The organism is Aquibacillus sediminis (assembly GCF_005870085.1).
GTDB classification, from domain to species: Bacteria; Bacillota; Bacilli; order Bacillales; family Amphibacillaceae; genus Aquibacillus_E; species Aquibacillus_E sediminis.
The window spans coordinates 1-3,300 of sequence record NZ_SZNM01000055.1; the positions used below are offsets into that span (position 1 = coordinate 1).

The 3,300-nt window shown below is 36.9% G+C and carries 3 protein-coding genes; all 3 read left to right on the forward strand.

Annotation, left to right across the window (positions count from 1 at the left end; genetic code table 11):
* Positions 1-180 precede the first annotated feature (180 nt).
* The 3 genes from FCI53_RS22270 (at position 181) to FCI53_RS21020 (ending at position 3,156) form a co-directional block, all read left to right on the forward strand.
* A complete protein-coding gene (locus FCI53_RS22270) occupies positions 181-768 on the forward strand; it encodes a DUF6431 domain-containing protein (protein WP_425457207.1) in 588 nt (195 codons plus the stop codon).
* A 212-nt stretch (positions 769-980) separates the two neighbouring features.
* Entirely contained in the window at positions 981-2,363 is a 1,383-nt protein-coding gene (locus tag FCI53_RS21015; protein WP_171038266.1) for a DDE-type integrase/transposase/recombinase, read from the forward strand.
* Positions 2,356-3,156, forward strand: a complete 801-nt coding sequence (locus FCI53_RS21020; protein WP_138420927.1) for an ExeA family protein — start codon at positions 2,356-2,358, stop codon at positions 3,154-3,156. Before FCI53_RS21015 ends, FCI53_RS21020 begins: the two co-directional genes overlap by 8 nt.
* Positions 3,157-3,300 lie beyond the last annotated feature (144 nt).

Consider the following 3,300-nt stretch of genomic DNA (forward strand, 5'->3'; position numbering starts at 1 on the left):
TGTCCGCCGCCAATTCTATTGGCGGCGGATTTTAACGTTTTAGGAAGAATTTGTGACGGTACAAATTGCTGATAATCTGCGACAATATACTAATGTTAATAATATCCTGACGGAGGGAAGGTATAAAAAATGCCCCAAAGAGATTGCAGTCTCTTTGAGGCGCATTTACAAACAACAAGTATGATAATAATAAAATATTTGGGTAAAAACATCAAGCAGTATTTAAGGTATTACCAAGATGTACCTCCAGCAATTGAAGCGAGTTGTCCCTGTTGTGACAATAAACTTCATAGGCATGGATTCTATACCCGTACCGTGGTAACAAAATGTTCAGTTTACCACATTCCCATCTACCGATGGATATGTTCTTCTTGTACTAAAACGGTCTCTTTATTACCTGACTTCCTTTCCCCCTATAAGGTTTTTATAGGATGGATTCAAGAAAGTTTATTTTACCGCCATTTCGTTCGAGGGGAAAGTTATTCTACTATTCATCCATCACTTGTTTTACAACAAGCTGGTAGTATATCATTTCGAACGCTAAAACGGTGGTGTGCTGATTGGAAAATGAGGATAGAATCATCTTTTCAGACGTTAACTAAAAGAATACTAAACTATGATCCTCTATCAAAACCTCATGTATTTATTCGAAATTTTAATCCTTATGAAGGATTTAGTGAACTTATCCAATACTTATGGAAAAAAATTCATCCTTCTATTCCCTACCCTTTCTATGGTTTTCTCCCTTGGATAAATCAGTTAATTTAGACAGAATTATCCTTTCCAGATGAAAAAGACCTTTGATCTAAACCGACAATGAATATGGAAAGTGATATTCATCTATTTGACGCTTCTTTTTTTACAGTATTATCCAGTTTTTTTGATTAACCCCACAGAGTTTGTCATCTTCATTTAAGGGCCCAATTCATGAGAAAATCTAGCAGATAAATATTATTTATATGAAAGGGAGAAAACAGAAGATGGATGAAAAACAACGAGAGAGTATTGCCCTTTTCCGTTATGGATTAATATCGAATGTGGTGTCTAGAAAGTTGATGAAGGGTGAAAAGGCAGCATTACTTCGTAATATTGCTAATCAAGAACATATAAATCCACTTGGGGAAAAACAAAACATTAGTGTACGGTCGCTAGAACGTTACATTCAACTGTATCAAGAAGGTGGGTTTGATGCCTTGAAGCCAAAGCGAAAAGGAAATTACGCAGCAAGAGCAATTCCGGAGGAAGTCATAAATAAAGCGATCCAACTGAAGCAAGAAAGACCGGAAAGGTCCGTTTATCAAATAATCCGAATGTTGGAACTGGCCAACATAGTAAAACCAAATCAAATTTCAGAGAGCACCTTATCTAAGCAATTAAGAAAACGCGGTGTCACACGTCAAGCTCTAAAACAAGAACAGTCGAGAAAGTATCGTCGTTTTGAATTTCCTTATCGAAATGCTTGTTGGCAAGGAGATGTACAACATACCCTTTATCTACCCCATCCTACAGGAGAAGGCAAAAGAGTTACCGCAAAGCTATTTGCTTTTATAGATGATTATTCAAGGCTAATTGTACATGGAGAATTTTATTTAGATGAGCGTGGAGCACAATTAGAAGATTGTCTACAAAAGGCTATTTTAAGGTATGGGAAACCAGAAAAGTTATATGTAGATAATGGTGCCATCTATCGAGCGAAAGTGCTAGATTTAGCATGTGCACATCTAGGGATAGATTTGGTTCACTCTAAACCAGGACGGCCAGAAGGGCGTGGGAAAATTGAGCGATTCTTCCGATTTGTCGACACTTCATTTAAACCAGAAGCATATGACTTAATCGAATCTGGTCAAATTAAATCAGTAGAAGAACTAAATAATTATTTTCAAATATGGCTTGATATGATGTATCACGAACGAGTTCACGGGGAAACGAGACAAACACCGAAAGATCGTTTTGAAGAAAGTGAACAATCACTAGTCTATCCTCATTTAGAAGAAATAAAAAATGCATTCAAGTGGCAGGAAGAGAGAAAAGTTGATAAAACAGGATGTATTTCATTTCAAAATAATCGATACGAGGTAGAACAAAAATTAGTTGGAAAGATGGTTACATTGCGGTATGATCCATTCGATTTAGAGATACTTGAGGTGTGGTACCAAGGAGAAAGACAAGAAGATGCCGTGGCAGCCTCCCTACAACGCCACCTTGATAACCGTGTTTCTGTTCCTAATGATGAGGAGAAGGAAAAATCCCCATCGGGATTAAACTTTTTAACCCTAGCAAATAGTCCTTTCCAAGAACATAAAAAGCAACAAAAAGGTCGCCTCAGTTATTCATCTTTAATGGGAGGGGAAAAACATGATTAAAAAGCACTTTGGTTGGAAACAAACACCTTTTACAAGAGAAATTCCTACAAGAGATTTATTTCAATCGGAACAGTATCAAGAACTGGAAGCTAGACTTCAATACATGATTCATGAAAGATCATTTGGACTCTTAACTGGTGATGTCGGAGCAGGAAAATCAACTGCAATCAGAGCCCTTCGGGATCGCCTTCATCCAAGTCACTATGTGTTCTTATATTTGTCAGATTCATCATTAAAACCGAGAGATTTTTATCGAGAAATGCTTTTACAAATTGGTATTGAGCCAATGTTTCTAGCAAGTGATTTGAAACGACAATTTAAAAATGCACTAATTGACATATTTGAAAATGAGAAAAAAACACCTGTCGTAGTAATCGATGAGGCACATCTGTTATCTCCATCAATGTTGCAGGAAATTCGATTTTTAACAAACTTCCATGTAGATTCACTATCTCCATTGACATTGATATTGGTGGGACAACCAGAATTACGAGATAAGTTAAGACTAAGAAGTTTAGAAGCTATTTCTCAAAGAATTACAACCAGATACCATTTAGTTGGGTTTACGTTTGAAGAGATGAAAAAATACATTACGCACCATTTAGCTGTGGCAGGAGAAGATCGCCAGATTTTCACAGAGGCCTCTCTTCAAAAGATATTTGACCAAACTAGAGGTGTCCCTCGTTTAACAAATCGTTTATGTACGGAATGCTTATTGGATGCTGTCTCAAGGCAGCAACAACTAGTTGATGAGGAATCAGTTGATCGTGTAATCGAAGATAACATGTTTTAGCTCCCGAGTGGAGCTTTTTTTTCTACTAAAAAAGACACTGAAAATTCCTTTTGATTTTCGCCATTCGCCACTTCAGTTCCTATTTTATCTCGCCACCGACAATGTCATTTCCGAAATGAATGCCATCTAATATGGCTGCTAACA